Genomic DNA, 26,392 nt, shown 5'->3' on the forward strand with positions numbered 1-26,392 from the left:
TTTCGCTCAGCGCCTAACGCGAGTGGGCGTTGATCACTTCCAGAAATGCCTCCCCGAAGCGTTCCAGCTTGGACGGTCCGACGCCGGAAATATCCAGCATCTCATCCTCGTCGGACGGTCTTTCGGTCGCAAAAGCAACGAGCGTCGTATCGGGAAAAACGACATAGGGCGGAACGCCGAGGTCCTTTGAGATTTCCATGCGGGTGGCGCGCAATGCCTTGAACAGTTCGAGATCCGCACCCTCCAGACCGGCCTTGGCATTTGCGGAACTGGCGGAAGACGAGCGTGCGGCCTTGCCTGTCGTGGGGCGATCCTTACGGAAGCGCACCTCCCTCTCCCGCTTGAAAACGGCGCGCGATTCCGGCTCGAGCTTCAGCGCCCCGAAAGCCGTGTGATCGACGCTGATCAGCCCGGCGGCCAGAAGCTGCCGGTAAACGGACTGCCATGTCTTCGGCGGCAAATCCTTGCCTGCGCCGAAGACCGGCATATGAACGTGTTCGAAGCGGATCGTCTTTTCGTTTTCGTTGCCCATGAGCACATCGACAAGATGCCCCGTGCCGAAACGCTCACCCGTCCTATAGATCGCCGCCATCGCCTTGATCGCTGCTTCGGTTCCATCCCATGTCTCGACCGGCTTCAGGCAGGTATCGCAGTTGCCGCAATTGCCACCGTGAGACTCACCGAAATGCTTGAGGATAGCCTGCCTGCGGCAACCTGCAGTCTCGCAAATTCCCAGCAAAGCGTTGAGCTTGGCACGCTCTATGCGCTTGATTTCGGGGCTCGAGTTGCCGTCATCGATCATGCGGCCCCGCTGGATCACGTCTGCCATGCCATAAGCCATCCAGACATCTGAAGGCAATCCATCGCGACCGGCGCGGCCTGTTTCCTGATAGTAGGCTTCGACCGAACCCGGCAAATCCAGATGCGCGACGTAACGCACATTCGGTTTGTCAATGCCCATTCCGAACGCGACGGTAGCGACGAGGCAGAGCTCTTCTTCTTTCAGAAACGCATCCTGATGCCGATCGCGCAGCTCCCGTTCCATTCCGGCATGATAAGGCAGCGCATTGATGCCCTGTGCATTAAGCCAGTCTGCCGTATCATCCACCTTGGCGCGGGAGAGGCAATAAACGATGCCGCTCGACCCTTTGTGCCGCGAAAGAAAGCGCAACAATTGCTGCCTCGGCTGGTCCCGCTCGACAATTTCATAGGCGATGTTGGGCCTGTCGAACGACGTCGTGAACACTTCCGCAGACTGGAGCTGCAACCGCTCGATAATATCGTCTCGGGTGTGGGGATCAGCTGTGGCCGTCAGCGCCATGCGCGGAACGCCGGGATATTCCTCCACCAATCGACCAAGCTCACGATATTCCGGGCGGAAATCATGCCCCCATTGGGACACGCAATGCGCTTCGTCTATAGCGAAGAGAGACAGCTTCGTTCTACCGATAAACTCCTTGAAACCCGGCGTGACGATACGCTCCGGCGTCACATAGAGAAGGTCCAGCTGCCCGGAATGAACCGCCTGACGCACCTCCATGAACTCTTCTCGCGACAGGGAAGAATTAAGTGCGGCAGCGCGCACACCCAGTTGCTTCAGGGCTTCCACCTGATCGCGCATCAAGGCGATCAGTGGTGATACGACGATGCCAAGCCCTTCCCGGCACAGCGCCGGAATCTGAAAGCACAGCGATTTACCCGCGCCTGTCGGAAACAGCACAACGGCGTCACCACCTGCCATCACCTGATCGACGACTTCCTGCTGCCTGCCGCGAAAGGAAGAGTATCCATAAACCTGCTTCAACAGGGAAAGCGGACTTTCACGACCTGTATCGACAAAAAGACTTTTGGTGGGGCTCTCGGACTGCGGCATGGAATCGCTCGTTACGGTAAAGGCACTCTATGCCATAGAGTGCCTTTGAGCGCGAGCCTCGAGACAAATCTACGCTATTCGCCTAAGCCTCAACCGGCTCCCGGACATCATCCAGGAGAAAATGGACGATGACATATTTCGTCTCATGCACCCTGCCGCTTGGTGCCGTAACCTGCTCCACGCCGCCATCTGCCGGATGCCACTGCTGGTAATGGGGGTTGTTGGCAACGAGTGTGATGGCAGAGCCCGCACGGCTTCCTTGCAGACGGAAGCGGGTTTCGGCGAGCGGCCAGATTTTCTCGTAATCCTGCTCGGTAAGCCGAACTTTGAGTGCCTTGCGGCTTGCCGTATTATCCCCGCCTGAAGGTGTTATCGTGACCTCGTCTGCGTTTTCGAGCAACGCTGCGAATTCGTCCGGCCAGTTTCGTCTCATGAAAAACGCTCCTCCCAAAGCCTGTCTCTATCAACGAGAACAGTTTCGCTGCCCTGAGGCGCAAGTCAACCAAAAATCTTGGGTGGTGAAACTCCGGCTCGATCTCCAGCCGTATCCGCCTTACGGCTGCTTGGGCAGCCATGCATGAGTGAAACGATGCACGCCTTTCGGCTCGAAGGAGAGCGCGTTCTCTTTACCCAAAAGCCTGGCGCACAGCCAGATAACGGAAAGCCACATCTCCGTTCCCTGCAATCCCGGTCTATCAGGCTCGCTGAACGGATAACCTTCGTTCTCTACCCACTGCCCGTCGAGCCGCCGGAGTAAATCGGCAGCAATCTTCCGAGCCTCTTCTTTTCGATGTTCCGTTTGGAGACCACATAGAAGCAGCGGATGGATCGTATCGAGAAGATTGCAGGCATTGAATGAAGTGCCGTGAAACCTCTCGTAGTCCTCGTAGTTGGTCAAAACGGAATCGATCACAGCCTCTGGGTAGGGGACCGGCAGATCGAACTGTGCGTAGGTGCCCCTTGTCAAGCGATAGAAGCCGTTAACCGGCTGAAGAAGCCCCTCTTGTGCGGTGGCATCACCCCACAATCCGGTTTGTCTATCCGCTTTCAGCGCAAGCCATCCCATCAATGTGGCGAGATTTTTTCCAAGTCCGAAGTGGCGCTGGTTAAAGTAAAGTGCGGTTCCGATGGCATCGAAAGTCGCACCACAATGCCACGCCCTTTTATCCCACGGCAATTCTTCCAGCCATGTCACCAACGCCTTAGCATCAAGAACCTCTACAAAGGCGATTGGGTGAAGCGGCGCGGCGCCAAGGCATTCGAGAGCGTAGCCGACGGAGAGGATGTTATAGAGCGCGGAAGAATCTCGCTCGGGTGGATTTCCATAGGGCCGATCCGGCTCGGAGAACAGACCCGTCGTTGGATCCTGAAAGGCCTGGAGTTGCTCTATGACCGGTTTCGTGTCGAAGACGTCGTGCTGCTGGCCGAAGGCGGAAGCAATTTCTATGGCATCGCAAAGATGCCTGATCTTGCTTTCGACCTTGCCGGAAGCATCCGACGACAGGAAGCGGCCTTCTACGCTGTAATGCTCAATCGCCTGCCGCCAGTTTGATGAGAGCTGAGCATCCAGTCGCGCCAAGAGCTGATCGACATCATCCTGTTTCGGAGAAGGCGTAGACGTTTTACGGCTACCGATAACACGCGCGGGAATCCCGCCCATGATGGCATAATCCGGCACTGCTCCTCTCACAACCGCGCCCGCCGCGATGATAGCGCCCTTGCCGATCACCGCTCCATCGAGCACCACGGCGTTCGCACCGATCCAGACATCCTCACCAATCTCGATCCCGAGACGGGTGAGAGGCTGTCGATAGATTGGAACGTCGAGGCTTTCGAAACCATGGTTGAAGCCGACGATGCTGACATGGGAGGCAATACGGGTATCATTGCCGATGCGGACTTTGCCGGAGATGCAGGCATAGGGATTGATCGAGACATTGCTGCCCAGTTCCAAATCGCCGCGGACGATGGCGTTTCCGGCAATCCAGGAATTCTCGCCCATGATCAGGCGATCAGTATGCACTTGCGCATTTTCGGCGATGTAGACGTTGCTGGCGAAGCTAGCCCCAGCATAATCCACGAGCGCTGCCAAACGGGCCTGATGATCCTCATCATCTATATCGTTCTGCGTCCGCTCCCATGTCAGGATATTCAGCCTTGCTTGCCGCTGCTTACGTCCCGCACCGAGTTCCATTGCCTCAACTCGCGCTTTTCAAATCGAATGCTTCCACACGCCGCCCTTCGGACCGGAACAAGGCTTCCAGTGCTGCAATATCAGGAGGAGCAGGTGCTGTAGCCAATGCGGCGTTCGCTGCTTCGCCATTCGGCAGCGCCATCGCTGCGGTTATCAACACCGTCTCGCCTGCGGAGATGCCTGCGCGCAACTGCGGAACCAGTGTGCGCCCGTGAATGAGGTTGGTGTTGGCGATTGCCTGATGCGCCACGCCCTGTCGGCGCATATCGTGCGACAGATCGATGATCGCGCTGATATCCTGCGCACCGAAACACACCGCACGCCCCTCGCCTGCCTCAACCATGTCGGCGTTAAAGTCAGCGCGGGAAATGGCAAATCCGCCTTCGGATGTTTCAAGCGCGCGCGGCGTGGTGATCCTGTGCAGTCTCACATGCCACGGATTTTGCGGTACGAGCCAGGTTTCGATAACGACATCGCTCCAAGGCCGCCAGCGGGAATAGAGGCAATCGCGCGCAATCAGCGCTTCTTCCATCGTTTCGCGGGTTCGAAAATGAACACCGTCATCTGAAAGGCCGAGCATGCCGTCAAAGCTTGCCGCAGCGAAGTGACGATCATCTGCTTCCATGTTGAAGGCATAGCGGGTGGAATAGACGAATTTGGAGTATTTCTCCTGTGCACCGCGCATCTTGTCATGCTGCTGGCCGGAGGAGAGAAGCACAACATTTCCGGTGGTATGAAACGCCACCATTCCCGGCTTCGGCAATGGTATCGGCTCGTCAAACTCCTGCGCAGCTTCTTCATCGACTGACCAAAAAGGATGATCCTGCGGCAGAGCCAGCGGCAGGAAGAACTTGAGCGCCCAATAGGGTGAGCAGGGCGAATTATAGCTCTCGCTCATCAACAGGTTCGGATAGCCGTAACCGATGGACAGAACACCATCGCGATCACAGATGGGGCGTTTCGACCACCATCTGATGTGACGCATGTAGTAGCCTTTGATCTCAGGCCAAGGCAGAGCCTCAAGATCGGCAAAGGCCAGACCTCCCCAGAAACCACCCGCTGCGAAACGATATGTCTGGCTGCGCCCGAAAGCGACCGAGGCGCCATCAGGACCGAACCAATGGCGGATATCGCTTGCAAAGCGTTTTGACCGCGCGAGAAAGCGCGCCTTGCGCTCCTCATCACCCTTGGCAAGCACCGTATAAATCAGGCCGTAAAAATGCATGGCGAAGGGAATGTAGTGATCGACCCGCCTCACGGGACCGTCGCGATACCAGCCATCGCCGATATCGAATGCCTCCAGCTCATCGAGATAATCCTCGGTCTTTTTTCTGTCGAACGGGATGCCGACGCGCTCCAAGCCAAGATCGATCAGCACGCGGAAAAACTTCCAGTTATTATCGACGAATTCCCGTTCGCGGGCCGCAACCAGGTACGAGGCAATATTGGATTTGTCGTGATCGTTCAGCGGCTCCCAGATATGTTGCGGCACCATGGCGAGCGCGAAGCCGATGGCTGCCAGTTCCACTAGCCTCTGATTTCTATCCGCAACATCGCCCCAATATTCCTCATGCGCGGGATTGGTGCCGTTTGCCAGACCGCGCCGGTAAAGGTCCCAATGCGGAAAATCATAACCGCCTGCGGCCAGCGGGACGATGCCCCAGAGAGGCCGCGCGAAACCTTCCAGTTCCGCTGCCGGATAATCGAATATAGCGCCGGTGGCGCTCAGCCGCACCCGCGCTCCTCCATCGGAAAAATACGGTAGCAGTGGGCTGAACAAATCCAGCACGGCCTTGGCGAGATCGTCTCTTGTCAGAAGCGGGTTGTGAAAAAGCGGATTGGCACTGGCGGTCTGGTGATGCACGGCCTTGATCTTTCGATATCTGGCAGGAAGGCCGCCGCAGCGTCTGCTGCGACGGCCAAACATATTTACTTGATGGCTTTGACGCCTTCGTCCATCTCCTTGAGACCGTCATCGATGGAGATGTTATCGGTCATCAAGGAATCGTGGACACGGTTCAGTACGACCTCGATACGGGCGGCATTCGGATTGACTGCCATTTCTAGATAAGCCTTGCCAGCCTTCAACGCTTCCTTGCTGTTTTCGTCCTGCGGGAAGCCCGGCAGCGCCGCGATCTTCTGCGCGACGTCATCCGATCTCAGTGCCGGGAACGTGCCGGTGGCGGCAACGATTGCTGCCCCTTCCGGCCCGGTGGCGAACTTGATGAAGTCCAGAGCGGCTTCCTTGTGCCCGGAATTCTTGTTGACCGAGAGGCCGGAAATCTGTGCAGCCGTCGTGCCTGCCGCTACGCCGTCCGGATGCGGGAACTTCACGATACCCCAGTTTGCGCTCTTGGATTCACCCGAGGCGACCTTGGCAATCTGCGTTCCCACGAACCACGTACCCATGGGCAGCATGCCTATGGTGCCATTGAAAAACAGCGCGGAGTAATGGGTGTTCGATGTTTTCAGCGATGCATAGGACGGAATTGCGCCGCTCTTCTGCAACGCCAGTGCGCGCTCATACCAAGGCTTCAGGAACTCATAATTCCCATCGACCAGCGTATGCTTGCCATCCTGAATACCCGGCAACTGCACCGTGGAGCGCCAGGTGTGCAGCAAGGCGCCATAGGTGCGGTTGACGCCCATTCCGCCCTTCAGCTTGCCCGCAATCTCATCGAATTGAGCCCAGGTCATGTCGTTGCTCGGATAAGGCACACCTGCCTTATCGAAAATATCCTTATTGTAATAGACGACCCAGAAATCCGAGCGGAACGGCAGCGCATAGATCTTGCCGTCAATCGTGAGTTCCTCGATCAGACCACCATAGGAAGCCGCGTCGATCTTCTGTTCGGTCATGAAGCCAGTCAGATCATCGATATTGCCCGCGCGCACGAGGTTGGCGTAACCCGGTACATCCTTGATCGTGACGATGTCGATGTCTTTCGAACCACCCGTCAGCTGGGTCGAGATCATCTGCGTGTAGTCCTGCGATCCAAGATCGACCGCTTCGAACTTCACATTCGGATGCTTGCTCTGGTAAGCCTCCATCAGCGGCTTGAAGTAGGCCCCTTTGTCGAGATCCCACAGTGCCCATTTCAGCGTTACCGGCGCATCGCTTTGCGCAAGTGCCGCTCCGGCAAAACCCGTCGCCACGGCGAGTGACGTCGTTGCCAAGGTGAAGGCGCGTCTCGTTAGTTGAAGTTTCATTTTAGGTTTCCTCCCTAATTAAATGATATCGCTTTACTTTTATGATTCTCTTTATCTTGCCGTTCGTGCCGCGAAACACAGGGCGAACATGCCGAGTGAGAAATTGATCGTGGCCGGCATGAACACCGAAACGGGGTAGAACAGGATGTGAGCCAGCCAGAGCAGAGCGACGAAAGCCAAAGCGCCCGCCATCGGCAGCGGTCTTGCCAAGGCAAGCAAGGCTGCTCGCTTCAGGCTGTTCACGACATCGGCCTTCTGTTCACCGAGAAGAACCACGGCGTAAGCAGAGACGATGAGCAGAAACAGCGTAACGACGATGCTGACGGCAAGCGGCACGCTGTAAATCAGTTGTTCACGCGCCGCCGAGGCGTAACTGATTGCGGTGTAAACCGCTGCGCCCGTCACCGAGAAGCATAGGACGCACAGGGCAGTTGCCCGGATCGCATGGGTTTTCAATGCCTCCAGAAAGTCCCGCAGCAGATAGACATTCTCATCGGCAGCGATGCTCCGCGATACCCGCGCCATGGCAACCGTCGCAGCGGGTATAGTGATGAGAGGGAGGCTGGCGATGATGAAGAGGAGATTGAGCTTCACCATCTCCCACCATTCGCGCTTGAATATATCGAAAAACAGGGCAAGACCCGTCGGCTGCGGGGCGTCCTTCGCTATTCCAGCGCCCTCCTTCACCCACATGTCCGATAGCCACTGCATCGCACCGCCCCTCAGTAGAGAATGGATCGTTCAGTTTCAGGATCGAAAAGCTGGCAGTTGGTCAGATCGGCAACGAGCTCGACCTCATCGCCGATTTTCGCGCGGAAGCGAGGCGACACCTTTGCGACCAGAGCAATGCCGCCCGCCAGCAGATTGAGATGTACCTCCGAGCCCATAGGCTCCGCCAGTTCTACAGTTGCCCGGAAGGGCGACGTATTTGCCGGATCGATATCCGCAGGCGCAAACTCGTGGAAGTTTTCAGGGCGAATACCGAGAACGACGTTCCTGTTCATATAAGGCTTCAGCCGCGATGCATCTATCGAGCCGGGCAGGACCATTTTCGCCCCTTCGAACTCGGCGACGACAGCGTCTCCATCCTCTCGAAGAACGACGGGCAGCATGTTCATCTGCGGCGCACCGATGAACCCGGCCACGAACATGTTGATCGGGCGGTCGTAGAGATTTTGCGGCGTATCGACCTGCTGAATATGGCCGTCCTTCATCACGACGATGCGGTCGGCCATCGTCATGGCTTCGATCTGGTCATGCGTGACATAGATGAAGGTCGCATCGAGGCGCTTGTGAAGCTTGCTGATTTCGGACCGCATTGTGCCGCGCAGCTTAGCATCCAGGTTGGACAATGGCTCGTCCAGCAGGAAGACTTCCGGGTTGCGCACCATAGCGCGCCCAAGGGCGACGCGCTGTCTCTGCCCACCGGAAAGCGCTTTCGGCTTGCGGTTTAAAAGATGCGTAATATCAAGTATCTGCGCCGCTTCCTTCACCTTGTTGTCGATGAAGTCGCGCGGCGCCTTTCGGAGCTCGAGACCGAAGGCCATGTTCTTGTAGACCGTCATATGCGGATAAAGCGCATAGTTCTGGAAGACCATCGCAATATCGCGATCTTTCGACGGCACGTCATTCATCATGTCGTTGCCGATGAGGAGTTCACCGCCGGAAATTTCTTCCAACCCGGCAATCATCCGCAGTGTCGTGGACTTGCCGCAGCCGGATGGCCCGACGAGGATGATGAATTCCTTGTCGGCAATTTCGAGATCGATATCGTGAACGACCTTGAGCGCGCCGAACGTCTTGTTGAGTTTTTTCAGGGAAATGCTGGCCATATGATCCTCACGCTCTCACCAGTATGAAGACCAGCGGCGGGAAAGCCGGATGAGTGCTTCCATGTAATAATAATCGCCCCAGGCCACGCATTCGTCCACGCCCTCACCCCGGCAGGTATTATGCGGCGTCTTCTTGGAGTAGGTGCCGTGGAGAAGTTGACCATTGGAAATGGCAGGGTCTTTCACCGAGTACACGTCGACAAGGCTCTTCACTATGCGCCTTGCCAGCTTCCGGTATTCTTCCGCCTTCTCCGGTGTTTCAAGGTCGGCCATTTCCAGCAGCCCGCACGCAGCGATGGCCGCGGCGGAACTGTCCCTCGGCTCGCCATCCTTGTCCGAGAAGACGAGATCCCAATAGGGAACGAGATCGGTCGGCAGGCGGTCGAGATAGAATTTGAGCAGCCGTTCGAATGCATCGCGGTAAGCCGGAAGCCGCTCGTAACGGTAGGAAAATGCCATTCCGGCAATGCCCCACGCCTGCCCCCTCGCCCAGAAGCTTTCGTCGCTGTAACCCTGCTTGGTAACGCCACGCACCGGCGCACCGCTTTCCGGGTCCATGTAGAATGTATGATAGGTCGAATCGTCCGGTCGCACGGAATTAGCGAGCGTCGTGCGGGCATGGGCCAGCGCCACTTCGCGATAGTCTTCACGGCCCGTCTGTTCGCTCGCCCAGTAAAGCAACGGCAGATTCAGCAGGCAGTCGATGATGTAGCGATATTCATTAGCGTTACCCTTACGGCCCCAGGCCTGAATGAACTGCCCGACTGGCTGGTAGCGCTCCATCAGCTGATCAGCGGCAAGCAGCGCCGCCTGTCTGCCGTCTTCATCGCCAACGAGCTTCCACGCAGCGATGCAGGATGGAGAATAGAGAAATCCCATATCGTGATGGTCGGTCTCTATGCGGTTTTCGATGCGGTGGAGAAAGCTCTGCACCTGAATTTGCGCGGCATAGCGAAATGTCTTGTCGCCCGAATGTTCATAGGCAAGCCAGATTTGGCCGGGCCAGAAACCCGCCGTCCACTGGTCATTCTCAACTGCGGGATAGACATTGTCGACGCTCGAGTGATTTTGCGCGCGATAGGTGAACGCAGGCAGATTTCGGCGCACCTGAGCAACAGCGACATCAAGTGCCTCCGTCACATCCTGATCGGTAATGGGCTCCGGCCCTGCGGTTACGACATCGAGCATGAAATCAACCTTTTATGCCGGAAGACGCAACGCCTTCCACGAAGAAGCGCTGAAGTGCCAGAAACACGATCAACACCGGTATGAGAGCCACAACGGAAGCCGCCATGATAAGCCCGTATTCCGCCGAATATTGCGAGATGAACATGCGCAGCCCGATCTGGATCGTCTTCAACTCCGTCTTGGTCAGATAGATCATCGGGCCGAGGAAGTCGTTCCAGGTCGTGACGAAGGTGAAGATCGTCAGCGTGGAAAGCGCGGGCTTGGACAGCGGCAGCATGATCTTCGCCCAGATCTGGTACTCGTTCATGCCATCGATGCGGGCTGCCTCGCATAGCTCATTGGGAATGGACATGTAGAATTGCCGCATCAAAAACACACCGAAGGCGGTAAAGGCTTGCAGCAGGATCAACGCCAGATGAGTGTTGTTGAGCCCAAACTCACGCATCAACAGAAACTGCGGCACCATGTAGACCTGCCAGGGCATGGCAATGGTGGCGATATAGCCAAGGAACAGCGTGTTCTTGTAAGGAAAATGCAGCTTGGCGAAAGCATAGGCCGCGAAGCTCGATGTCAGCAACTGAAGCACCGTTACGATGATCGTCAGCTTCGACGTGTTGTAAATGAAGAGCGCGAGGGGAATCTTCGTCCAGATTTCCGTGTAATTCTCCCATCGCGGCTGCGATGGTATCCATTCAATCGGGAATACGAATACATCGCGGCTGAGCTTCAGCGATGCCGACAGCATCCACGCGAATGGCAACAGCATGATGACCGTGATCGAGATCACCGCGACATAAACGGCAATCGTCTGGAAGGAAATTTTGCGACCCTTGACGCGCATCGCTCAATCCTCCCGCTGCCGCTTGAACTGGATGACGGTGACGGCAAGCACGAGGAAGAACAGCACCAGCGCAATCATGCTCGAATAGCCGAGATCCCAGGAAATGAAGGCCTCATTATAGATGTGATAGACGAGCACCAGCGTCGACGTTCCCGGTCCGCCCTGCGTGATCATGTAAACCTGATCGAACACCTTGAACGACTGGATGGTGAGCATGACAGTGACGAAGAAGGTCGTGGGACCCAGTTGCGGCAGCGTGACATGGATGAATTTCTGCCAGGCATTCGCGCCATCGAGACCGGCAGCCTCGTAGAGCTCGGAATTGATGCCCTGAAGGCCGGCAAGATAGATCACCATATAGTAACCCATGCTCTTCCAGACGCCGAACAGGATGACTGTCACCATCGCCCAATGCCGGTCCGCAGCCCAGCCGGGCATGTCCGCCGGGTCGAGACCCAGCGTGTAAAGAAGCATGTTCACCGGCCCCATTTCGGGATTGAAGATCATATTCCAGACAACCGCAACGGCCACGAGCGAAGCGACATAGGGGAAGAACATTGCCGTGCGAAAGAAGTTACGGCCCCAGATTTTCTGATTGAGCAAAATGGCAAGGCCAAGCGCGCAGGCAAGAGTGGCTGGCACGGACACGACCGTATAGATGATCGTGTTCCAGAACGCGGCAATGAAAGCGCGATCCTCAAACAGCCGCCAGAAATTATCCAGCCCGGCAAAGCGCATGGGGTTCGAACCATCCCAATGCATGAACGCCAAGGCGAAAGCGAAAAGGATGGGACCGAGCGTGAAGATCGCAAAGCCGAGGAAATTCGGCGCGATGAAGGAATAAGCGATCAGCGCATTTTCTATTCTGCGCCTGCGCTTTGAAACAATCCGCACCTTCTTCTTGCGAAGAGGCGACGCCTGCTCTTCGGATACGCTCGCATTCGCAATCGCCACCGACACCTCCCACGGCCATTAAACTGCGGCGCAACAAGCGTTCCGCACATCCGGCCATGACAAAGCGTCAGACCGCCTCCTGTTGTCTGGATAACACATATTTTGTATTGGTCAAACAACTTTGCATATGATCATACAAATTTGTGGTTTTGTGAAAATACGTATGATAGGGAACTAGGCACACGCTGGGACAAGGGAGAGGCGAAGGCAGTGTTTGCAGAACTAGCACAAGCGTTTCCTGCACATCTGGCCCAGTTCGGCAGAGGGATCGACGCCGAGCAATTGCGTCTTGCCGCCTCACCTCAAATACGGGTCGACATCATCAAGAAAGCCCATGAAGCGGCCTCTAAGCCCTGGTCCGTCATCCTCGCAAACCATTATCGCGACTACACCCGAACCGGCAACCGCACTCGTTTCGAGGAACTTTATTTCTCCCGGCGCTTGAAATTGAACGCGCTGGTGCTTGGCGAATGTCTGGAGGGCGATGGGCGGTTTCTCGATGAAATCATAGATGGCCTCTGGCTCATTTGCGAAGAGAGCGGATGGCAACTGCCTGCCCATAATTCCCACATTCGCGGGGGCGCCCGCGCGCCGATGCCGGATATCGACCACCCGGTCATCGATCTTTTCGCTGCGGAAACCGGCGCGAACCTGGCGCTCTGTCTCCACCTCCTCGCTCCGGAACTGGACCGTACAGCGCCGGGCACGACGGAGCGCGTGCGAGATGAGATCGGCAAACGGATCACTCGCCCATACCTCTCGGAGCATTTCTGGTGGATGGGCAGCGGCGACGAGCGGATGAACAACTGGACTGCCTGGATCACCCAGAACGTCCTCCTCTCGACCTTCCTTTTGCCGCATGACGATACGACGCAACATCAGGTCGCGCGCAAAGCCCTGAACAGTCTGGATGCCTTCCAGAAAGATTACGGCGCAGATGGTGCCTGTGAAGAAGGCGTTCTCTATTACGGCCACGCAGCGCTCTGTCTCTTCGGCGCAATGACAATCCTCGATGAGGTTACCGGCGGCAAACTCAAACCACTTTTCCACTCATCGAAAATACGGAACATGGCAGAGTTCATTCTGCACATGCATGTTTCAGACAGTCGATACTTCAACTTCGCCGACGCGCCAGCGAATTATGAGACCGCAGGAATTCGCGAATATCTGTTCGGGGCTGCCGTCGGCTCTCAGCAACTTCAGGCCTTTGCGGCAGACCGCTGGGATGCTTCGACAGATCGCTTGATTACATTGGAATGGAACCTCTGGTACCGGGTTCTTGCACTTTTGACATCTGACAAAATGACAGCAAGCACAGCTGCAGCCGCGACGAAAGACGCCCTCTACCCAAGCATCGGCCTCTTCATCGCACGGGATTCCACTTACGATCTCGCCGTGAAGGCGGGCACGAATGGCGAGAGCCATAACCATAATGATGTGGGAAGCTTCACCCTCTACAAGAACGGAAAGCCGCTCCTCATAGATGTGGGCGTGGGCAGCTACACGGCCAAGACCTTTTCCGCATCTCGCTACGATATTTGGACGATGCAGTCCGCCTACCACAATCTGCCGATCATTGGCGGCATCATGCAGTCTGCGGGAAGCGAATACTGCGCGCGTGATTTCAAGGCCGAATTCAATGAGGAACGGGCCTGCGTTTCTTTCGATATATCCGGCGCTTATCCCTCACCCGCTTCCTCCCACCGTTACCTTCGGTCCGTGCGCCTTGTCAGGCATAGCCATATCGAGGTTCAAGATACCTATGAAGGCGACGATGAAATCCAGCTTGTTTTGATGAGCCTCGAGGCACCTGTTTTTGAGGCGGGAAAGCTTCACTTGGGCGATCTTGCGCAGATCGGCATGGAGGGTTGCGGCCTGCCATCCATCGAAACGATCCCGATAGACGATGCTCGGCTTAGGCAATCCTGGCCCGAACAGATTTACCGAATTGTGCTGAAGGCGAGCGAGAAGAGCTTTCGCCTGATCATCAGATAATGAGGATGCCAATGGAACTGACGATCAAGATAATCGCCGCCGACGGATCGGTGTTGTCAGAAACCGGAGGTGGAGACGAGGTTTTTCTGGTTTACAAGCAGACCTATGTGGGCGGAGAAAGCATCGTCATCGAAACATCGGAACCGGGCTTTGTCTGGCTTACTCTGGATGCAGCCTTGCCACCGGTCATGGCCTTCACGTCCGGTGGAGCCTATGCTTTTCCGGTTCCTGCCAACAAACGGGAATCCTATCCGCCGCAGGCCTTTAACGGCAATCTTCACCGCATTTCGGTGCGCTGCGCGCAGCCTCACGAGGCCTGCTCCCGGCGCAACCTCGCCTTCAATCCGCTTGACCATCACGGCAACGAAACCCTATTTCCGCACGCTTCCGCAAACGTGGAAACGCGCGGAGAAGCCGCATTTGCCGCAAGAAACGCAATCGATGGGGAAAAGGCCAACGATAATCACGGGTTTTGGCCCTATACCAGCTGGGGCATCAACAGGGATCCCGCTGCGGCGCTGACGGTGAATTTTGGCCGCGAGGTGATTATTGACGAAATCCGGCTGTACCTGCGAGCGGATTTTCCCCACGATGCATGGTGGCGAAAAGCAGCCATCAGCTTTTCAGATGGCGAAAGGCTGTCGCTCGATCTGCGCAAGACAGGCACGGCTCAAGCCTTTCCCATCAGCGAGAAAAAGGTGGTATGGATCAGGCTGCACGATCTCGAAAAGGCGGAAGATCCCTCACCCTTCCCGGCACTGACCCAGATTGAAATCTGGGGCCGGGACCAGCGCATCGCAGGCTGATCAACGCGGCCTTCAGCTGGAGGCGATGCCGCGCAGATCTCGCATCATATCGCGGTAACGCTGCTGGCTTCCGCGCAGATGTTCCTGCATTGCAAGCTTGGCTGCCTGCTCGTTCCTGTCGGAAATCGCAACGACGATAGCTTCATGTTCACGATGAATGAGCCGCCGATAAGCCGTCTGGTCGGCCTGATCCGTGCTTGGAACGGCCTTTGATTGGGGAATGGCAGCCGGTCCGTGCAATTCGAGAAACTGAATGAAAAGCGGGTTATTGGTTGCAGCAGCGATGGCAAGATGCAGCGCCAGATCGGCGTCGCGGATCGATTGCTGCTGCTCGATGCAGCAAAACACCTTGGCGTGACAGTCCAGAATAGCTTCTTCCTGCGAGGGGGAGCGGCGTGTCGCAGCAAGCCCGGCCGCCTCGATTTCCAGAGGCGTTCGAATTTCCAGAACCTCGAGATCCGATGAAATGCGCGCCTTCTCACCCTTCATATCCGTGGAACGGGCCTCCGGCTTGCGCAAGACGAAAATGCCTGCGCCCTGCCTGACTTCGACAAGGCCGTCACAACGAAGAGCGGTTACAGCCTCGCGGACCACCGTTCGGCTCACACCATGCGCTTCCGTCAGCTCCACTTCGCTCGGCAAACGCTGACCGGGGCCATATCTGCCAGACAATATTTCTTCCCGAAGGAACCCGCTTACCTGACTGACGAGCGAAGCGCCGTTTTTAGGACGGACTTTTTCTTGAGAAGCCATACCGAGCCGGATTCCGCGATTTTGAGAAGACTACCTACGCAAAAGGTATGATGAATTTTGAGAAAATTCAACATCAATGAAATCTGTCTGATCTATTTTAGCTTTATTATTCGCAGATTACGCGTCGAGAAGAACTAAAAAACGGGCATTAATCGATATTAGCGATCTACCACACGTCCGCGAGCTATGCTCTTGCATGGCTGCGCGGGCAGGTTAAAGTCGCGCTTCATTGGATGGCTTTGAGATGCTGATTACATCGTTCTTTTCGCTTGCCCTTTTAGGGACGAGCCCAGCGCAGGCCGGGAACGGCGTTGATCATTATGTCATTCCGGTACAACTCGACGCCGCCGCCACCCCCGGCCCAAAGTTTGACGCGGCCCGGTGTCGCGGCATTGCCGACCTGTCTTCCAAAGCTCAGCCGATGTTCCAGCAGAAGGAAAATGGAGAGTGGGAGTGCAGCTACCTGCTGGATTACACGGAAACGGGCCACACGCCGTCAGTCTTCATCCAGATACGTGGCGTGGAGCCGGGGCGGTGGAGCAGCTTTCGCCTGAAACTCAATTTCGGTTCTATCCTCTCACGTCAGGCACTGGGCGGAAGAGCGGCGTCGATTGTCTATACGCTGATCGGTGACCAGACGCCGCTGCGGGAACTCGGCGTAACGCTTGCTGGCGGTCGGGATTTCGAACTTTTGTTTAATGGCATGAGCCTCAAATACAAGCAGGAACGCTTCGATAAAACGCGTTTCAACCTGTCTGGCACGAATGCGCCTAATCCAAACAAGGAAACGACAGAGCAGTAAGCTGCCCTGCCTTCCTTCTACGATTTACGCCAGCACAAGATGCCCCGATGAGACCTCGCGATATTCTCTTGCAGGTGGGACGTAACCAACAGGGCGAACCGGGCTTTTCAACTCGTCGGTACCCGCATTGCGCCTGATGCCGCGCCGTGCGGGGTCCGGAACGGGCACTGCCGCCATAAGCTTCTTCGTGTAGGGATGTTGCGGGTTGGAGAAGATATCCGCGCGCGGCCCGATCTCAACAATCTCTCCGAGATACATAACCGCGACGCGATGGCTGACGCGCTCCACCACTGCCATGTCATGGCTGATGAAGAGAAACGCGATCTTGAACTGCTCCTGCAAATCCATCAGCAGATTGCAGACCTGAGCCTTGATGGAGACATCCAGCGCGGAAACGCTTTCATCCGCCACGATGACCTTCGGATTGAGTGCGAGTGCCCGCGCTATCGCGACACGCTGGCGCTGACCGCCGGAAAATTCGTGCGGATATCGATCCATCATCGTTGGCGAAAGCCCGACACGTTCCAACAGATCCGCGGCTTTCTTCCGCGCTTCGGACGGCGAGGCGGTGCGATGCTTGATCATCGGCTCCGCCACCGCCGACCCCACGCTCATACGCGGATTGAGGCTGGAGAAAGGGTCCTGAAAGATCATCTGCACGCTGCGGCGCATGGAGCGAAGTCCCGTCGGATCGAGCCCCAGAACATCGAAGCCATCCAGCGACACCTGACCGGATTGAGGTTCTACAAGCCGCGTGATCGAACGTCCGGTCGTCGACTTTCCGCAACCGGATTCACCAACCAATGACAGCGTTTCACCCTGAAACAGATCAAAGCTGATATTTTCCACCGCATGCACGGCACCGGTGACACGACCGAAGAGGCCGGAACGGATCGCAAAGCGGGTGACGAGATTTTTGACCGAGAGAACCGGCGTTAAGCCACCTTCCACCGTATCGGCCAGTTCGGGGCTGTCGCCAACCTCACCCGTCTGCATGTCGACTTTGGGAAAAAGCAGCGGTCGCTCGTGCCCATCCATCGAACCGAGTTTTGGAACAGCCGCAAGCAGCGCCCGCGTATAGGGATGCTGACCACGATGGAAGATATCTGACGTATCGCCGGTTTCGACCTGATCGCCGCGAAACATTACGATTGTCCGGTCCGCAATTTCGGCGACCACGCCCATATCGTGGGTAATGAAGAGAACGGCCATGCCTTCCTCTTCCTGAAGTGTCTTGATCAGGTCGAGGATTTGCCCTTGAATCGTTACGTCGAGCGCTGTCGTCGGCTCATCGGCGATCAGGAGCTTTGGCCGGGAGGCGAGCGCCATGGCAATCATCACGCGCTGGCGCATGCCGCCGGAAAACTGATGCGGATATTCATCGAAACGATTGGCCGCATTGGGAATGCGCACCTTCTCCAGCAACCGAACGGTTTCCGCTCTCGCTTCCGCCTTCGTCATCCCCTTGTGGCGGATCAGAACTTCCGAAATCTGCCGCCCAACCGTGAAAACGGGGTTGAGCGATGTCATAGGCTCCTGAAAGATCATGGCGACATCATTGCCGCGAACGTGGCGCATATCCTGCTCAGAGAGCGAGAGGATGTCTTTTCCATTCAGTTCCACATGCCCCTCGATGCGGCTGACCAATGGATCGAGAAGCCGCATCAACGACAGAGAGGTAACGCTTTTGCCGGAGCCGCTTTCGCCGACAATCGCGACCGTCTCTCCAGCCTTCACCTCAAAGGAAAGATCGCGAACGACCGTCTTCCATTCATCATCGACCTTGAAGGAGGTCGTCAGATTACTGACGCGCAGGACCGTTTCAGCAGAAGAATGCCCGTTGGTCGTCATGGCTCATCTCCCCACGGCATAGGCCTGCATCAGGCGCGGCGTTGCGGCAGCGCGAAGCAGTCCATCGGCGTCTCTTCTCGCAGCGGTTAGACGCCCAACCGTCCAGGGATCGGCTGGCGTGACATCGTGTCCGCGTTTTTTGAGCTCGCCCAAGGCCGCCTCGCCGATGCTGGTTTCAATCATCACATTGCCCGGCTGGCGCGTGCGTGGATAGAAAGAGCCGGGGAAATGCGAGGTGTGGAACAGCGGCAGATCGATCGCTTCCTGAAGGTTCAGGCCAAAATGCGCATAGCGCAGGAAGAAAGATAGCTGCCATTGATCCTGCTGATCCCCACCCGGCGTACCGAAGGCCAGCGTGGGACGGCCTTCGAACAGCGCGAGCGATGGCGTCAACGTGGTACGCGGACGCTTGCCCGGCGCAAGAGAGGTTGGCAGTCCCTCCTTCAGCCAGAACATCTGCGCGCGCGAATTGAGGCAGAAGCCGAGCCCCGGAACGATGGGCGAACTCTGCAACCAGCCGCCCGATGGTGTCACGGACACCATGTTGCCCTCCCGGTCAATGACGTCGATATGGACCGTATCGCCACGCTTCTCGGTCAGGTGAGACATCGTCGGTTCATAGACCGCGCCTGTGCCCTGCATGGAATTGAGCATGGAAAGCGTCAGGTCACGCTGGTTCTCGAAGCCCGGCAAAGCGCCCGGACGAAGCTCCATGGAGGCCTTTTCGGTGATCAACTTGCGGCGTTCGTCGTTATACGCGTCCGAAAGCAGGGTCTGCATCGGCACCTGAGCAAATTCCGGATCGCCATAATAGACCTCACGGTCGGCATAGGCGAGCTTCATGGCCTCTACGACCGTGTGTACGAACTCCGGCCCCGCAGGGTCCATGCTGGCAATATCGATGCCCTTCAGCAGCGCAAGCGATTGCAGCAGAACCGGGCCCTGCCCCCATGGTCCCGTCTTGGCAATTGTCCAGCCATGATAGTCATAGGTGGTCGGCGCTTCGATGGTGGCTGTGAAACCGGCCATATCATCTGCGGTCAACACGCCTTTGTGGCGCGTGCCGCTTGCATCCATCACTTCGGCATGGGCCAGAGAATCCGCGATCTTCTCCGCTACGAAGCCTCTATAAAACGCATCGCGCGCGGCTTCGATACCTGCCTCGCGTCCGTCCTTGGCCTCGGCTTCCTTCACGATCCGCTTCCATGTTTCGGCAAGAACGGGGTTTTTGAAGTTGGAAAGGGGCTGCGGAACGGCACCGTTCGGAACCCATGTCTCGTAAGATGTCGGCCATTCAGTTTCAAAGAAATGCGCAAGGCCAGCGATGGATGCAGAAACGCGCGCCAGTAGCGGGTGGCCATTTTCGAGGTAATGGATCGCAGGCTCCAGAACGTCGCGAACGCTCATCGTGCCGTAGTCCCGCAACATCAGCATCCAGCCATCGAAGGCACCGGGGATGACGGTGGAAAGCAGACCATCTCCCGGAATGATATCGATGCCTTCGTTTCTGTAATGCTCGATTGTGGCGCCTGCCGGTGCTGGCCCCTGTGCGCAGATGACCTCTACCTTGTCCTTTTTCTTCGAGTAGATCACGGCGGGCATATCACCGCCCGGTCCGTTCAAATGCGGCTCAAGAACCTGAAGAACGAAGCCAGTCGCGACGGCGGCGTCGAAAGCGTTGCCGCCTTTTTCAAGGATGCTCATGCCAACGGAGGAAGCAATCCAGTGCGTGGAGGTCACGACACCGAACGTACCGAGGATTTCAGGGCGGGTTGTGAATGCAGTCATGTATAAAATCCTTCAATATATCAGTGTTCACGCGGATCGAGCGCATCCCGAAGGCCATCGCCCAGAAGATTGAAGCCGATCACGACGAGGAAGATTGCAGCACCCGGCCACATGGCCATCCAGGGTGCCTGTGAAAGATAGTTTTTCGCCACGTTCAGCATGGAGCCCCAGCTTGCAGCGGGTGCCTGCTGCCCCAGCCCAAGGAAGGAAAGGCTGGCCTCGGCAATGATAGCCGTCGCGACGGTGAGTGTCGCCTGCACGATGATAGGCGGCACGATATTCGGCAGAATGTAGCGCAACATGATATCGTGATGACCAAGGCCGATGGACCGCGCACCTTCGATATAATCCTCCGTCTTGACCGCCAGAACCTGAGCGCGCGTCAGGCGGATAAAGATAGGCATGGCTGAAAGCCCGATGGCGATCATCGCGTTGGTCAGGCTCGGCCCCAAAAAGGCGGCAAGTGCAATCGCCATGATCAGGAACGGCATCGCGAGAAAGGCTTCGGTTATGCGCGAGATGATCTGATCGAGCCAGCCGCCGAAATAGCCGGAGATAAGCCCAAGCGGCACGCCCGTCGCCACCGCGATGGCAACGGAGATGACGCCCGCCATCAGGGACGCCTGCGCACCCCAGATCATCCGCGAGAGAATGTCTCTGCCAATATCATCGGTGCCGAACCAATGCGCCGCCGAAGGTGCCTTGCGAATGGTGCTCCAGCTGGTCGCATAGGGATCCGCCAGCGGCAGGAGTGGCGCGAGGATTGCCAGAAGCGCGAAGAACACGATGATGATGAGGCCCGCAATCGCGCTTTTATTGCGCTTCATCTTCTTCCATGCGCGGTTTTGCGAGCGCTGGGCAACGGGCGTGGTTATCTGCAATGTCGTGCTCATATCGCAGTCCTCATGCGCGGATTGAGGAGAACGGTGACGACATCCGCAAGCAGGTTCATCAGAATAAAGCCGATTGCAGTGCACAGCACCACACCCTGTACCACAGCGTAATCACGGGTGAAAACCGCATCCACGATCAGCTTTCCGAAGCCGGGAATGGTGAAGATTTGCTCCGTCAGAACCGCACCGGCCAGCAACTCTCCAAACAGCAGGGCCGAGAGAGTGATGATGGGCAGAAGCGCATTGCGGAAGGAATGGCTGAGCACCACCTGCCAACTGGACAGGCCCTTGGCCCTTGCAGTGCGAATATAGTCCGACTTCATCACGGAAAGCATGGCGGAGCGCGTATGCCGCATTAACGTTGCCGCGAGGGCATTGCCCAGCACGAAGGACGGCATGATCATGGTCTGTATCGACCGCACCGGATCGACAAAAATCGACTCGTAGCCAGACGCTGGAAGCCAACCGAGTTGCACGGACACCAATAGAATCAGCATGATGCCGAGCCAGAAATTCGGGATGGACAGGCCTGAGAGAGCGACGATGTTCGAGACGTAATCGATCCAGGTATTCTGCTTGACCGCCGCAAGAATGCCGATGGGCACGCCGATGACCAAGGCGAAGAACATGGACATGATAGCGAGCTGGATCGTGACCGGGAGCTTTTGCCCAATGAGTTCGAGAACCGGCTGGTTGGTTCTGAGCGAAACACCGAAGTCACCCTGAACCACGGAGCCGAGCCAGTAGAAATACTGATAAACGACGGGATCGTTCATCCGGTATCTTTCGCGCAGCAGGTCGATGACCGCGGGGTCACGCTCCTCCCCCGCCATGGCGAGGATGGGATCGCCCGGCAAAAGTTTCTGCAGCGAAAAAACGAAAATCGAAATGATAAGCAGCGTCGGTATGGCAACCAGCAACCGCTTGCCGATGTAGATATGCATAGGACCGATCCTTGAAACGCAAGACGCGCCGGGGACTGGACGCAGACGCTTAACTCAAGCGCCTGCGTCGCGATATCAGTGGCTTACGAACCTTTCTTCACACCAGTCAGGCGGATCATGCCGTCTGCGGACGGGGTAAAGCCGGTCACGGCTTTAGATGTCGCGTAGAGGTAGGCCTGATGACCGAGATAGATTATCGGCAGGTCTTCATCGAGGATTTTGGTCGCCGCATCGTATTTCTGCTTGCGCACTGCGTCGTCCGTCGAAGCGCGCGCCTCGTTCAGCAGCTTGTCCACTTCGGGGTTGCAATATTTGGTGTCGTTGATGCCGCCCTTGCAGGTAACGAACTGGTGGATGTTTCCATCCGGATCGGAACGACCGGACCAGTCTGAGCGCGACAGAATGTAATTGCCCGCCGTCTGCTCCGAAAGCAGCGTGGCGAATTCCGTCGCCTTCAGCTTCACGTCAAAGCCTGCCTCCGCCACCATGGCCTGTATCACCTGCATCATCTGCGTCTGCGTGGTGTTGTTGGCATGCTGCAATTCTATTTCGTAACGTTCGTAGCCTGCTTCCTTCATCAAGGCCTTGGCTTTTTCGACGTCTCGCGCAGGAACGGGGATATCCTTGTTGTACCAGGGGCTGCTCGGTGGCCATGCCTGATTTCCGGCCATGGCCGTGCCTTCGAAGACGACCTGATTGATCGCCTCACGGTCGATGGCGAGCGAGAAGGCCTGACGCAGGCGCTTATCCTTGCCGAACGGATTGTCCGCACGCGCGCCGTTGCCGATATTGGCATACATGGCCAAGTAACCGGGGCCGACAACTTCGCCATAGGTCAGCTTCGGATCCTCCTTCACCGACGCGGCATCGGACGCGGAGATGCGCTCCGCCAGATCGAGATCGCCTGCACGCAGATTGGCCAGACGAACCGTCGTGTCGGGGATTGGCAGGAAGGTTACCTTGTCGAGGAAGATATTATCCTTGTTCCAGTAATCGGCAAACTTCTCCAGCACGATGCGGTCCTGTTGGATGCGCTCAACGAATTTGAATGGACCGGCACAAACGGGTTTGGAGCCAAAATTCGCGCCAAGTTCCTTGCCGGCCTTGGGCGAAATCATCATGCCTGCGCGGTCGGAAAGCTGAGCCAAGAGGCTTGCATCCGGGCTCTTAAGGGTGAACTTGATCTGGTACTCACCGGTCGCTTCGACCTTGGCGACGGAAGCCAACTCGCTCTTGCGGCGGGATTCCGGCATCGTCATGTTACGTTCGATCGTATAGACCGCAGCTTCAGCATTGAACGGCGTACCGTCATGGAACACGACGCCTTGGCGCAGGTCCATTGTCAGCGTTCCGCCATTGTCACCCCAAGCCCATTTGGTCGCCAGCTGAGGCACGACCGAGAGATTGTTATCCAGATCCACCAGCTTGTCGCACATGCTGGTATAGACCAGACGGCCTACAAAGGTTCTCGATTGCGCCGGATCGAGCACATCGGCATCATCCTGCAAGCCGATGCGGATATCGGCGGCGAGTGCCGAAGTCGATAGCAGTGCTGCTGCAAGCAGATAGCTGGAAAATTTCGCGATTTGTCTCATGTCGTTCTTCCTCTGGTCGGTTTTTAAGGCAGCCGGTTTTCCGGTTCTTGCCGATCTGGTTTGTCGGTCAGGCGTCTCCCTGCGATGCGTGATCGAGGTGATCCATCGATGTCTGGCGGATGAGACGCTCCTGAAGCGTCAGCAGGTGGTTGCGCATGGCTTCACCGGCCTTCGACGGATCACGCGCGGCAATCGCGTCGATGATCTCGGCGTGCTGATCGCGCGATTCCTTCAATGTATGATCCAGCCTGCGCGCACGTTCGCGAACGGCCTGCCATGCCGGATCCTGTCGGACGCGGTTTATGACGTCGAAGAGCGACAGGAAAAGCTGATTGCCAGCACTTTGGGCGATGAGACGGTGTAACGATCCGTCCCAAAGTTCCCGCCAGTCGGCATCCGTCCGCTCATAAATCTTCGCGCAGGTTTCGCGCATGCGCATAATATCCGCAGGCTTCGCACGCATGGCCGCCAGTTGCGCAAGTTGCGGCTCGATGCGCAGCCGCACTTCCATGATTTCCATGAAGTTGGTTCCGGGCACGAGGCTCGCGGCATGGTCGCCCCAGCTATCCGGTCGTTGCCCAAGAAAGGTTCCGGCTCCCTGTTTGCGCCAGATCAGCCCCTCCGCTTCCAGCACCTCAAGCGCCCGCCGTACCTCGCGCCTGCCCACGCCCAGACGATCACTCAGCGTGCGCTCTGTGGGCAATTTTCCATCGCGACCAAAGGCACTTACGCCAATAAGCTCACGCAGGCGTTCAAGTGCATAATTAGCGTTTTCCGGGCCAGAGATGTTGGAGTTACCGTTCATTGGTTCGTACCAATTTCATATTGGTTCAATGAACTCGCAACGCATCCTTTCGTCAAGCCTAAAATTTACCCATGCAGCAAATTTATGCAGACACCACTTACACTGTCAGTTCGCAAGCGCTGCGACAGGATCCAGATTGGAGGCGTTGCGGGCTGGGAGGTAACCGAAGACAACGCCGATCAGTGTGGAGCAGACGAAGGCGGCGATGATGGATGTGGGGGAATAGATCAGCGCGAAATTGCTGCTGAGCATTCCGAAGACGACGCCGAACGAGAGGCCGCACAGGATTCCCATGATGCCGCCGATGATGCAAACCAGAACCGCCTCGATCAGGAACTGCCTCAATATATCGTTGCGGCGCGCGCCGACTGCCATGCGAACCCCGATTTCCGATACCCGTTCGGATACGGAGACGAGCATGATGTTCATGACACCGATGCCGCCCACCAAAAGCGAGATGACGGCGATGGCCGAGACCAGAATCGTCATCGTCTGCGTCGTGCTGGTAATCGTCTTGCGGATGTCATCCGTGTTGAGAATGTAGAAATCCTTCACGCCGTGACGCTGGGTCAGAAACGTCGTAACCGCCTGCTCCGCCAACGCGGCATCGACATCATCGCTGACCTGCACGGTGATGCTGCGCAAAGACAGGCTACCAAGGAAGCGTGCCTGAACCGCCGTATAAGGCATATAAACCGAAAGGTTCTGGCTTGAGCCGAAGCCCCCCTGCTGCGCCTGCGTGATGCCGACGATGCGTGCTGGCACCGTCCCCACAAGCAGGACCTGGCCGATTGGATCGCCCGGAAAATCCGCAAACAAGGCTTTGCGCGTATTCTCGTCGATCACGACTTCCTGCGCCTTCTGGCTGACACTCGCTGCATCGAAGAAACGACCGCTCGAAAGCTTCGTGCCCTTGGCGACGAAGTATCGCTCGCTGACGCCATTCACCAGAGCATTGGCTTCCTTCGATCCGAAACGCACCGTGGAGGATGTGGAAACCGTTGGCGTAACCGCTGCGACATATGGCTGCTTTGCGAGCATATCCGCATCGGATACGACAAGCGTCGTGATCTTGCCGGATCGAATATCGCCAAAATCCTTGCCGGCAAAAATTTCCAGCGTGTTGGTGCCGAGGCTTGAGATATTCTGCAAAACCCGCTGCTGCGTGCCCTGCCCGAGAGCCACCACGCCGATCACCGACGCGATACCGATGATGATGCCCAGCATCGTCAACAGCGTTCGAAGCTTATGGGCACGCATGGAAAGCAGCGCCATGCGCAATGCTTCACGCAGAGAGGACAGAATGTGACCACCGCTATTGCCGGTCTGCCGTTGCTCCGAACCATCCGCTACCGGTGTAGCTTCGAGCGCCGCCGCCTTGCCGCCCTTGCGATCCGAGACGATATGGCCATCGCTGATCTCGATGATACGTTCGGCTTTCTCGGCAATCGACATATCGTGCGTTACGATGATGACGGTGCGCCCCTCTCCGTGCAACTCGCGGAGAATGCGCAGCACCTCTTCGCCGCTTGCTGTATCCAGCGCACCAGTGGGTTCGTCTGCCAGAATGATTTCGGCATCGTTCATCAGCGCACGCGCAATGGACACACGCTGCTGCTGCCCACCGGAAAGCTGGCCGGGCCGATGGTCCAGACGCTCTTTCATGCCGAGCCGCGTGAGAAGCGCGGTTGCCGTCCGGCGACGTTTCTCCTGTCCTTCTCCGGCATAGATTGCCGGGATTTCGACATTTCCAAGCGCAGTCAGTTCTCCCAGAAGATGATAGCGCTGGAAGATGAAGCCGAGATGTTCCCGGCGCATGGCCGAAAGCTGATCTGTGTCCAGATTTGCGGTTTCGCGGCCCGCAACCGTGTACCTGCCCGAACTTGGTCGATCAAGGCAGCCGAGAATATTCATCAAGGTGGATTTGCCGGAGCCGGATGGGCCAACGATTGCCACCATCTCCCCGGCTTCGATCGATAGATCGATATTCTTGAGAACACTGATCGTGCCATCGCCAGATGGATATTCCCGGCAGACGGATTGAAGAACGATAAGAGATTCCGGCATG

At 56.9% G+C, this 26,392-nt stretch carries 21 protein-coding genes; 3 read left to right on the forward strand and 18 right to left on the reverse strand.

What is annotated here, in order from left to right; all coding sequences use genetic code 11:
* Positions 1–13 precede the first annotated feature (13 nt).
* From recQ to CFBP5473_RS15270, 10 genes are all read right to left on the reverse strand, one after another.
* On the reverse strand, positions 14–1,873 hold the full coding sequence (gene recQ / locus CFBP5473_RS15225) for a DNA helicase RecQ (RefSeq protein ID WP_027675312.1): 1,860 nt from the start codon (positions 1,871–1,873) through the stop codon (positions 14–16).
* An 82-nt stretch (positions 1,874–1,955) separates the two neighbouring features.
* Entirely contained in the window at positions 1,956–2,306 is a 351-nt protein-coding gene (locus CFBP5473_RS15230; RefSeq protein WP_027675311.1) for a hypothetical protein, read from the reverse strand.
* Positions 2,307–2,426: 120 nt separating this feature from the next.
* Positions 2,427–4,067, reverse strand: a complete 1,641-nt coding sequence (locus tag CFBP5473_RS15235) for an acyltransferase (RefSeq protein WP_027675310.1) — start codon at positions 4,065–4,067, stop codon at positions 2,427–2,429.
* Positions 4,068–4,071: 4 nt separating this feature from the next.
* Positions 4,072–5,931 (reverse strand): DUF2264 domain-containing protein, encoded by a 1,860-nt coding sequence (locus tag CFBP5473_RS15240; RefSeq protein WP_027675309.1) that lies wholly within the window; start codon positions 5,929–5,931, stop codon positions 4,072–4,074.
* 65 nt (positions 5,932–5,996) lie between these two features.
* Positions 5,997–7,277 (reverse strand): ABC transporter substrate-binding protein, encoded by a 1,281-nt coding sequence (locus CFBP5473_RS15245; RefSeq protein WP_027675308.1) that lies wholly within the window; start codon positions 7,275–7,277, stop codon positions 5,997–5,999.
* 51 nt (positions 7,278–7,328) lie between these two features.
* Positions 7,329–7,988 carry a DUF624 domain-containing protein gene (locus CFBP5473_RS15250; protein ID WP_051441264.1) on the reverse strand — a complete coding sequence of 220 codons (660 nt, stop codon included), beginning with the start codon at positions 7,986–7,988 and terminating at the stop codon, positions 7,329–7,331.
* A gap of 11 nt (positions 7,989–7,999) precedes the next feature.
* Complete coding sequence (locus CFBP5473_RS15255) at positions 8,000–9,109, reverse strand: ABC transporter ATP-binding protein (RefSeq protein ID WP_027675307.1); 1,110 nt, start codon at positions 9,107–9,109, stop codon at positions 8,000–8,002.
* 15 nt (positions 9,110–9,124) lie between these two features.
* Complete coding sequence (locus CFBP5473_RS15260) at positions 9,125–10,297, reverse strand: glycoside hydrolase family 88 protein (protein WP_027675306.1); 1,173 nt, start codon at positions 10,295–10,297, stop codon at positions 9,125–9,127.
* A gap of 4 nt (positions 10,298–10,301) precedes the next feature.
* The gene (locus CFBP5473_RS15265; RefSeq protein ID WP_027675305.1) at positions 10,302–11,138 is read right to left on the reverse strand and encodes a carbohydrate ABC transporter permease; all 837 of its coding nucleotides are present in this window, start codon (positions 11,136–11,138) and stop codon (positions 10,302–10,304) included.
* Between the two features lie 3 nt (positions 11,139–11,141).
* A complete protein-coding gene (locus tag CFBP5473_RS15270) occupies positions 11,142–12,092 on the reverse strand; it encodes a carbohydrate ABC transporter permease (protein WP_027675304.1) in 951 nt (316 codons plus the stop codon).
* Between the two features lie 210 nt (positions 12,093–12,302).
* On the opposite strand from CFBP5473_RS15270, the gene CFBP5473_RS15275 reads away from it, so the two are divergent.
* Both CFBP5473_RS15275 and CFBP5473_RS15280 read left to right on the forward strand, forming a co-directional pair.
* A complete protein-coding gene (locus tag CFBP5473_RS15275; RefSeq protein ID WP_027675303.1) occupies positions 12,303–14,087 on the forward strand; it encodes a heparinase II/III domain-containing protein in 1,785 nt (594 codons plus the stop codon).
* 11 nt (positions 14,088–14,098) lie between these two features.
* Positions 14,099–14,893, forward strand: a complete 795-nt coding sequence (locus tag CFBP5473_RS15280; RefSeq protein WP_027675302.1) for a discoidin/SUN/FTP domain-containing protein — start codon at positions 14,099–14,101, stop codon at positions 14,891–14,893.
* A gap of 12 nt (positions 14,894–14,905) precedes the next feature.
* Here the strand turns inward: CFBP5473_RS15280 and CFBP5473_RS15285 are convergent, their stop codons facing one another.
* A complete protein-coding gene (locus CFBP5473_RS15285) occupies positions 14,906–15,646 on the reverse strand; it encodes a FadR/GntR family transcriptional regulator (protein ID WP_027675301.1) in 741 nt (246 codons plus the stop codon).
* A 244-nt stretch (positions 15,647–15,890) separates the two neighbouring features.
* On the opposite strand from CFBP5473_RS15285, the gene CFBP5473_RS15290 reads away from it, so the two are divergent.
* A complete protein-coding gene (locus CFBP5473_RS15290) occupies positions 15,891–16,448 on the forward strand; it encodes a DUF6030 family protein (protein ID WP_027675300.1) in 558 nt (185 codons plus the stop codon).
* A 24-nt stretch (positions 16,449–16,472) separates the two neighbouring features.
* Here CFBP5473_RS15290 and CFBP5473_RS15295 read toward each other — a convergent pair whose 3' ends face one another.
* The 7 genes from CFBP5473_RS15295 to CFBP5473_RS15325 all read right to left on the reverse strand — a co-directional run bounded on the left by CFBP5473_RS15295 (position 16,473) and on the right by CFBP5473_RS15325 (position 26,391).
* Complete coding sequence (locus CFBP5473_RS15295; protein WP_027675299.1) at positions 16,473–18,299, reverse strand: ABC transporter ATP-binding protein; 1,827 nt, start codon at positions 18,297–18,299, stop codon at positions 16,473–16,475.
* A 3-nt stretch (positions 18,300–18,302) separates the two neighbouring features.
* The gene (locus CFBP5473_RS15300) at positions 18,303–20,087 is read right to left on the reverse strand and encodes a gamma-glutamyltransferase family protein (protein WP_027675298.1); all 1,785 of its coding nucleotides are present in this window, start codon (positions 20,085–20,087) and stop codon (positions 18,303–18,305) included.
* Positions 20,088–20,107: 20 nt separating this feature from the next.
* Positions 20,108–20,980, reverse strand: a complete 873-nt coding sequence (locus CFBP5473_RS15305) for an ABC transporter permease (RefSeq protein ID WP_027675297.1) — start codon at positions 20,978–20,980, stop codon at positions 20,108–20,110.
* A complete protein-coding gene (locus CFBP5473_RS15310) occupies positions 20,977–21,924 on the reverse strand; it encodes an ABC transporter permease (protein WP_027675296.1) in 948 nt (315 codons plus the stop codon). Before CFBP5473_RS15310 ends, CFBP5473_RS15305 begins: the two co-directional genes overlap by 4 nt.
* Positions 21,925–22,007: 83 nt before the next feature.
* Positions 22,008–23,519 carry an ABC transporter substrate-binding protein gene (locus tag CFBP5473_RS15315; protein WP_027675295.1) on the reverse strand — a complete coding sequence of 504 codons (1,512 nt, stop codon included), beginning with the start codon at positions 23,517–23,519 and terminating at the stop codon, positions 22,008–22,010.
* Positions 23,520–23,586: 67 nt separating this feature from the next.
* On the reverse strand, positions 23,587–24,324 hold the full coding sequence (locus tag CFBP5473_RS15320; protein ID WP_027675294.1) for a FadR/GntR family transcriptional regulator: 738 nt from the start codon (positions 24,322–24,324) through the stop codon (positions 23,587–23,589).
* 105 nt (positions 24,325–24,429) lie between these two features.
* Complete coding sequence (locus CFBP5473_RS15325) at positions 24,430–26,391, reverse strand: MacB family efflux pump subunit (protein ID WP_027675293.1); 1,962 nt, start codon at positions 26,389–26,391, stop codon at positions 24,430–24,432.
* Position 26,392 lies beyond the last annotated feature (1 nt).

This window comes from Agrobacterium larrymoorei (genome assembly GCF_005145045.1).
GTDB classification, from domain to species: Bacteria; Pseudomonadota; Alphaproteobacteria; order Rhizobiales; family Rhizobiaceae; genus Agrobacterium; species Agrobacterium larrymoorei.

Coding starts and splice junctions, on each gene's coding strand:
- CFBP5473_RS15245 (WP_027675308.1), bottom strand. CDS start 7,277: ATGAAACTTCAACTAACGAGACGCGCCTTCACCTTGGCAACGACGTCA.
- CFBP5473_RS15325 (WP_027675293.1), bottom strand. CDS start 26,391: ATGCCGGAATCTCTTATCGTTCTTCAATCCGTCTGCCGGGAATATCCA.
- CFBP5473_RS15305 (WP_027675297.1), bottom strand. CDS start 20,980: ATGAGCACGACATTGCAGATAACCACGCCCGTTGCCCAGCGCTCGCAA.
- CFBP5473_RS15310 (WP_027675296.1), bottom strand. CDS start 21,924: ATGCATATCTACATCGGCAAGCGGTTGCTGGTTGCCATACCGACGCTG.
- CFBP5473_RS15230 (WP_027675311.1), bottom strand. CDS start 2,306: ATGAGACGAAACTGGCCGGACGAATTCGCAGCGTTGCTCGAAAACGCA.
- CFBP5473_RS15265 (WP_027675305.1), bottom strand. CDS start 11,138: ATGCGCGTCAAGGGTCGCAAAATTTCCTTCCAGACGATTGCCGTTTAT.
- CFBP5473_RS15255 (WP_027675307.1), bottom strand. CDS start 9,109: ATGGCCAGCATTTCCCTGAAAAAACTCAACAAGACGTTCGGCGCGCTC.
- CFBP5473_RS15300 (WP_027675298.1), bottom strand. CDS start 20,087: ATGACTGCATTCACAACCCGCCCTGAAATCCTCGGTACGTTCGGTGTC.
- CFBP5473_RS15315 (WP_027675295.1), bottom strand. CDS start 23,519: ATGAGACAAATCGCGAAATTTTCCAGCTATCTGCTTGCAGCAGCACTG.
- CFBP5473_RS15260 (WP_027675306.1), bottom strand. CDS start 10,297: ATGCTCGATGTCGTAACCGCAGGGCCGGAGCCCATTACCGATCAGGAT.
- CFBP5473_RS15285 (WP_027675301.1), bottom strand. CDS start 15,646: ATGGCTTCTCAAGAAAAAGTCCGTCCTAAAAACGGCGCTTCGCTCGTC.
- CFBP5473_RS15295 (WP_027675299.1), bottom strand. CDS start 18,299: ATGACGACCAACGGGCATTCTTCTGCTGAAACGGTCCTGCGCGTCAGT.
- CFBP5473_RS15250 (WP_051441264.1), bottom strand. CDS start 7,988: ATGCAGTGGCTATCGGACATGTGGGTGAAGGAGGGCGCTGGAATAGCG.
- CFBP5473_RS15290 (WP_027675300.1), top strand. CDS start 15,891: ATGCTGATTACATCGTTCTTTTCGCTTGCCCTTTTAGGGACGAGCCCA.
- recQ (WP_027675312.1), bottom strand. CDS start 1,873: ATGCCGCAGTCCGAGAGCCCCACCAAAAGTCTTTTTGTCGATACAGGT.
- CFBP5473_RS15235 (WP_027675310.1), bottom strand. CDS start 4,067: ATGGAACTCGGTGCGGGACGTAAGCAGCGGCAAGCAAGGCTGAATATC.
- CFBP5473_RS15280 (WP_027675302.1), top strand. CDS start 14,099: ATGGAACTGACGATCAAGATAATCGCCGCCGACGGATCGGTGTTGTCA.
- CFBP5473_RS15320 (WP_027675294.1), bottom strand. CDS start 24,324: ATGAACGGTAACTCCAACATCTCTGGCCCGGAAAACGCTAATTATGCA.